4 protein-coding genes, 1 pseudogene and 1 riboswitch are annotated in these 6,349 nt (G+C 72.3%); of the genes and pseudogenes, 2 read left to right on the top strand and 3 right to left on the bottom strand.

The features are described 5' to 3' along the window. Position 1: 1 nt before the first annotated feature. Both ACQKIP_RS36700 and ACQKIP_RS36695 read left to right on the top strand, forming a co-directional pair. A complete protein-coding gene (locus tag ACQKIP_RS36700) occupies positions 2 to 1,408 on the top strand; it encodes an SLC13 family permease (protein WP_427745131.1) in 1,407 nt (468 codons plus the stop codon). Positions 1,409 to 1,430: 22 nt separating this feature from the next. Next, positions 1,431 to 2,651: a glycerate kinase family protein gene (locus tag ACQKIP_RS36695; RefSeq protein ID WP_365852701.1), complete on the top strand. Its 1,221-nt coding sequence runs from the start codon at positions 1,431 to 1,433 to the stop codon at positions 2,649 to 2,651. On the opposite strand, the gene ACQKIP_RS36690 is transcribed toward ACQKIP_RS36695, so the two are convergent. The 3 genes and pseudogenes from ACQKIP_RS36690 to ACQKIP_RS36680 all read right to left on the bottom strand — a co-directional run. Continuing rightward, complete coding sequence (locus tag ACQKIP_RS36690) at positions 2,603 to 4,030, bottom strand: aminotransferase class V-fold PLP-dependent enzyme (protein WP_365852699.1); 1,428 nt, start codon at positions 4,028 to 4,030, stop codon at positions 2,603 to 2,605. The genes ACQKIP_RS36695 and ACQKIP_RS36690 overlap by 49 nt on opposite strands. A gap of 207 nt (positions 4,031 to 4,237) precedes the next feature. Next, positions 4,238 to 4,354, bottom strand: a riboswitch (SAM riboswitch). Between the two features lie 74 nt (positions 4,355 to 4,428). Beyond that, the gene (gene trpD / locus ACQKIP_RS36685) at positions 4,429 to 5,493 is read right to left on the bottom strand and encodes an anthranilate phosphoribosyltransferase (RefSeq protein WP_365852697.1); all 1,065 of its coding nucleotides are present in this window, start codon (positions 5,491 to 5,493) and stop codon (positions 4,429 to 4,431) included. 139 nt (positions 5,494 to 5,632) lie between these two features. Further along, positions 5,633 to 6,349: pseudogene (locus ACQKIP_RS36680) on the bottom strand (ubiquinol-cytochrome c reductase cytochrome b subunit); the annotation flags it as partial.

The following is a 6,349-nucleotide window of genomic DNA, read 5'->3' as shown; positions in this document are numbered from 1 at the left end:
CCTGAATCTCCGCCAAGCCGTCACCCTGTGCGTCGCGCTCAGCCTGTGCGCGCTGCTCCTGGTGCCCGGCAACTTCCCCGGCCTGAGCGGCGACGCGCGGCTCACCCTCGGCGTGTTCGCCCTGGCGACCTGCGCGTGGATCGGTACGCCGATCGACGACACGTACATCGCGCTCGGCGCCGGGCTCGCGCTCACCGCGACCGGGGTGATCAGCAGCGACACGCTCTTCGGCACCCTCGGCGACGAGACGGTCTGGCTGCTCATCTGCGCCTTCGTGCTGGCTGCCGCGGTCGCCCGCAGCGGTCTCGCGGGCCGGGCGGCGGCCTTCCTCGTCAGCGGGGCACGCACCGTACGGCAGTTGACGCATCTGACCACGGCCGCCCTGGTCGTGACGGCGTTCGCGGTACCCGCCACGTCGGGCCGCGCCGCGCTCGCCCTGCCCGTCTTCCTCGCGCTCGCCAAGGTCCTCGCAGACCGGAAGCGACTGGTCGTGATGCTGGCGCTGCTGTTTCCGACCGTGATCCTTCTGTCCGCGGTCGCCACTCTGATCGGCGCGGGCGCACATCTGATCACGGTGTCCGTGCTGTGGGAGGCCACCGGGGACCGGATCGGCTTCACCCAGTGGATGCTGCTCGGCCTGCCGCTCGCCATCGCCTCCTCCCACCTGGCGGCGGAGGCCGTCCTCCTGACGACGACGCGGCGGGCGGACCGCAAGGGCCCCGTCCACATCACCGTCGAGCAACTCCAGGAGCACAGCGAGCAGCCGGTCTCCGGAGCCTGGGAGCCAGCCGAGACCCGCTGCGCCCTCCTCCTGGCCACGGTCGTCGCACTCTGGTGCAGCGAGCCCCTTCACCAGGTGCCGCCCGCGGTGGTCGCGCTGATCGGCGCGGTCGTCGCCTCCTCCCCCGCCCTGGGCACCGTACGTCTGAAGGACGCGCTCAAGACCGTGCCGTGGGCGCTGCTGCTCTTCATGGCGGCGACGATGGCGATGGGCGTCGCGCTCGCCGATTCGGGGGCGGCGAAGTGGCTGGTGGGCGGGGTTCCCCTCGATGTGCCGCCCTGGCTCTTCCTTGCCCTCGTCGTGGCGGTCAGCACGGCCGCGCACCTGGTCCTCCAGTCCCGCTCGGCCCGCTCGTCCGTCCTGGTCCCGCTGGTCGTCGCGGCGGCGGTCGGCGCGGGCGTCAACCCGGTCGCGGCGGCCCTGGCCTCCACGGCCGCCGCCGGCTTCTGCCACACCCTGCCCGCGTCCGCGAAGCCCGTCACGCTCTTCGCCGACATCCCCGGCACCCCCACCTACACCCCGCGCGACCTGCTGCGCCTCTCCGCGGTCCTGGCACCCCTGACCGCCGCCCTCGTCCTGCTCTTCGCCGTCACGCTCTGGCCGCTGCTCGGCGTGCCCGTCCGCTGATCCCGCCCGCACTGGAGACCCCATGCTGACCCGTTTCGCCATCGCCCCCAGCGGCTTCAAGGAGTCCCTGTCCGCGCAGTCCGCGGCCGAGGCGATCGCCGAAGGAGTACGCCGTGTCGTCCCGCACGCCGACACCGATCTGATCCCCCTGGTGGACGGCGGCGAAGGCACCGCCCGAGCCCTGGCCGCCACCGGCGGAGGGCGCCTGGTCGCGCTGCCCGCCACCGGCCCCGTCGGGCAGCGGATCGGCACGCACTTCGCGCTCCTGCCGGACGGCACGGCGGTCGTCGAGATGGCCGCAGTGGCCGGACTCTCGCTGGTCCCCCGCGATCTGCGCGACCCCGGTGCCACCACGACGTACGGCGTCGGCGAGCTGATCGGCGCCGCGCTGGACGCGGGCGCCCGCCGCGTCCTGGTGGGCTGCGGGGACTCCGGCACGTCGGACGGCGGCGCGGGGGCCCTGCAAGCGCTCGGCGCCCGGCTCCTGGACGCGGACGGCTGGGAACTCCCGCGCGGCGGCCGGGAGCTGACCCGCCTGAGCCGCATCGACCCCTCGGGCCTTGACCCGCGCCTGAAGGACGCCGAGATCCGCGTCGCCTGCAACCCCTTCAACGTCCTGACCGGCGAGCGCGGCGTGGCCCGCGTCTTCGGACCGCAGAAGGGCGCCACTGCCGCGCAGGTCGAACAGCTCGCGGCGGCTCTCGACCGCTGGGCACACGTCCTGACCCGCGACCTGCGCGCCACGACGGACCTCGCCCTCGGCCCCGGAACCGGCGCGTCCGGAGGCCTGGGAGCCGGTCTCGCGGCGCTCGGCGCCCGGCTCCTGCCCCGCTTCGACGTCCTGCTCGGCCACCTGGACCTGGACGCGCGCCTTGCCCGCGCCGACCTGGTCATCACCGCCGAGGGCGCCCTCGACCACCAGACGCCGCGCGGCAAGGTCCCCGCCGAAGTGGCCCGGCGCGCCAAGCGGTTCGGCCGTCCCGTCCTGGTCCTCGCGGGCACGATCGGCCAGGGTGCCCACCACGTACGGGCGGTGGGCGTGGACGCCTACAGCTCGATCCTGCCCGCGCCGGTCTCGCTGACCGAGGCGCTGGGGCGGGGCGGCGAGTTCCTCACCGACGCGACCGAGCGTGCGCTGCGGATGATCGTTCTGGGGGCACGTCTGAAAGGACGGGAGGGCAGGACGAGCAAGGCTCAGGCGGCGTTGGTGTCCGGCACGCAGCGCCCGTCCTCGGTGCGGTAGTTCCAGCGCGCGCCGTCCGCCACCAGCTCCTTGACGGCGCGCACGAAGCGCTCCACGTGCTCGTCGGGGGTGCCCGCGCCGAAGCTGACCCGGATCGCGTTCAGGGACTTCTCGCCGGGCGCGGCCTCGGGGGCACCGCACTCCCCCTGGGTCTGCGGGTCGCTGCCGAGCAGGGTGCGCACCAGCGGGTGGGCGCAGAACAGGCCGTCGCGTACGCCGATGCCGTACTCGGCGGAGAGCGCGGCGGCGAAGTGCGAGCTGTTCCAGCCGTCGACGACGAAGGAGATGACGCCGACGCGCGGCGCGTCGTCGCCGAAGAGCGAGAGCACCTTGACGGCGGGCACCTCGGCCAGGCCCTCGCGCACCTTGGCGATGAGCTGGTTCTCACGGGCGACGAGCGCGTCGAAGCCGGCCTCGGTCAGCGCCTTGCAGGCGGAGGCGATCGAGTACACGCCGATGACGTTCGGCGAACCGGCCTCGTGCCGCGCGGCGGTGTCGTGCCACTCGACGTCCACGCCGCCGCCTGCTTCCTTGGGGCGCCGCGCGACCTTGCGCGAGGCGCCGCCGCCCGCGAGGTAGGGCTCGGCCGCCTGGAGCCAGTCGGAGCGGCCCGCGAGGACGCCGGAGCCGAAGGGCGCGTACAGCTTGTGGCCGGAGAAGGCGACCCAGTCGACGTCGAGCTCGCTGATCGAGACGGGGTGGTGGGGCGCGAGCTGCGCGGCGTCCAGGACGATGCGAGCACCGTGCGCGTGGGCGGCGGCGGCGAGCTCCCTGACCGGCCACAGCTCACCGGTGACGTTCGAGGCGCCGGTCACGCAGACCAGGGCGGGCCCGTAGGGGTCGCGGTCGGCGAGGGCGCGCTCCAGGGTCTCGACGGCCTGCCCGGCGGTGCGCGGCGCGTTCAGGTACGTCACGCGGGCGTCGCGCCAGGGCAGCAGCGATGCGTGGTGCTCGGTCTCGAAGACGAAGACCTGGCAGTCGGCGGGCAGCGCCGCGGCCAGGAGATTCAGCGAGTCGGTGGTCGAACGCGTGAAGACGACCTGGTCGCTCTCGCGGCAGCCGAGGAACTCGGCGACGGTGACCCGGCTGTTCTCGAAGAGGTCGGTGGAGAGCTGCGAGAGGTACCCGGCACCGCGGTGCACGCTGCCGTAGTACGGCGCGTACGCGGCCACGTCGTCCCACACCCGCTGGAGTGCCGGGGCGCTCGCCGCGTAGTCGAGCGCCGCGTAGGTCACCTCGCCGCCGGTGACGAGCGGCACGGTGACGTCACGGCCGAGGACGGGCAGCGGGGCGGCACAGCAGGGGTCTGCGGACTCGGTGGCGGTGACCTCGGCGGTGGCGGTCAGCTCGGCGGTGGCGGTGGCGGGGCGTGCGGACATGGCGAAATCTCCCTGCGAGCAAGACGGAACAGCTGCGTAAGATCCCGTGCGGCAGCACAACTGCTGCTCCGCGTACGGGTGTTGCCTCGACGCGCGGCGCTCTTGGCCGGGCGGAGGGGGTACTGCGAACGGGGCCGGAGGCCCTATCGCATTCGCTTGCTCACGAGACTGCTCCCTTGAGGACCAGGACCCCAGGGTGTTCGCAGGGGTCCGCGCTTGCCATACGCCTTGCTGCGTACGGCCTGGTCTTCACCCGGGGCACCCCGCCACGGACGGAGGGTTGCCGGACAGCGAGCCGGGGCTTAATCGCTGTCACTCATGACCTGTGCAGCATCCTGCCACACGATCTTCCCGGTGCACACCGCAGTCCGGCATCCGGACTGCGGTGTGCGCCACACTCACCTGTTGCTGGCCGCCACCCAGCGCTCCAGGGCCTTCTTCGCGGCCCCGGAGTCGATCGACTCGGCGGCCTGCGCGATACCGGCGCCGATCTGCTCCACGAGGGCCCCCTCGCCCGGCGTACGGGCCACCAGGGCCGCCGCCGTGTTGAGCAGCACGGCGTCCCGCACGGGACCGCTCTCGCCGTCCAGGAGCCGCAGCGCGACCTCGGCGTTGTACGAGGCGTCGGCGCCCCGCAGGGCCTCGACGGGGACGAGGTCGATGCCGACGTCCCGCGGGTCGAAGGGCTCCTCGCGCACGGCGCCGTCCCGTACGACCCAGACCCGCGAGGTCGAGGTGGTCGTCAGCTCGTCGAGCCCGTCGTCACCGCGGAAGACGAGGGAGGAGTGCCCGCGCTCGGCGAAGACCCCCGCCACGATCGGCGCCATCCGCGCGTCGGCGACACCGACCGCCTGGGCCCGCACCCTGGCCGGGTTGGTGAGCGGCCCCAGGGCGTTGAAGACGGTCCTGATGCCCAGCTGGCTGCGCGCCGCGCCGGCGTGCCGCAGCGCCGGGTGGAACTTCACGGCGAAGCAGAACGTGATCCCGGCTTCGTCGGCCACCTCCACGACCCGCTTCAGCGGCAGCTCCAGGTTCACCCCGAGCTTCTCCAGGACGTCGGAGGCGCCCGACGCGCTGGAGGCGGCGCGGTTGCCGTGCTTGACGACCTTCGCACCCGCGCCGGCGGCCACGATCGCGGACATCGTGGAGATGTTGACGGTCTTGGCGCCGTCACCACCGGTGCCGACGATGTCGACGGTCTGCCCCGGCACCTCGATGACATTGGCGTGCTCGTACATCGTCTGGACGAGGCCGGAGATCTCCTCCACGGTCTCGCCCTTGGCCCGCAGCGCGACCATGAAGCCCGCGATCTGCGCGTCGGTCGCCTCGCCCCGCATGATGCGGTCCATCGCCCAGGCCGTGTCCGCCGCGCTCTGGTCGCGCCCTTCGAGCAGCCCGTTCAGTACACCGGGCCAGGAACGGGCCGCCGCGGTGTTGCCTCCTGCGGGGGTCACAGCGCTCATCTGCCGCTCCTGGGTTCGTTCAGCCATAGGACAGGAACACCTTATCCAGCCCGCAGGACGGCAAAGAGCCCCGTCCATGCACTGGATGCACGGGACGGGGCTCTTGCCGTGGCGACCTTGTCGTCAGAGCTTCAGTCGATCAGTGGTGGCCGTGGCCGCTGGTGATCTCCTTGTACTCCTCGGTGGTGGGCTTGGGGATCTGGTTGTCCTCCCCGTAGTAGCCCTTGGAGAGCTTGGCCCGCAGCTTCTGCGAACCGGACACCTTGCGCTCGACGCCGTTCTCGTCGACCGAGGGGCCGATCTCGACCGGCGCGTACTGCTCGTGCGCGGTGAGCGTGTGCAGCTGCTCCTGGCCCAGCGGCTCGTGGACCTCGATGAACTCACCGTGCGGCAGGCGCTTGATGATGCCCGACTCGCGGCCGTGCAGGACCTTGTCCTTGTCGCGCCGCTGCAGACCCAGGCAGATCCGCTTGGTGACGACGAACGCGATGACCGGCGCCACGAAGAACGCGATGCGCACGAACCAGGTGATCGAGTTGATCGACAGGTGGAAGTGCGTGGCCCAGAGGTCGTTGCCGCCACCGATGAGCAGCACCATGTACCAGGTGATCCACGCGACACCGAAGCCCGTACGGGTCGGGACGTTGCGCGGGCGGTCCAGGATGTGGTGCTCGCGCTTGTCGCCGGTGACCCAGGACTCGATGAACGGGTAGACCGCGATCGCGACCAGGACCAGCGGGAAGATGATCAGCGGGATGAACACGCCCAGGACGAGCGTGTGGCCCCACAGGTTGATCTCCCAGCCCGGCATCACACGGATCAGGCCCTCGGAGAAGCCCATGTACCAGTCGGGCTG

It is taken from the genome of Streptomyces sp. NPDC059900, assembly GCF_050270335.1.
Classification (GTDB): domain Bacteria; phylum Actinomycetota; class Actinomycetes; order Streptomycetales; family Streptomycetaceae; genus Streptomyces.
Note: the sequence above shows the minus strand (reverse complement) of the source record. Positions and strands in the feature narration are given on the sequence as shown.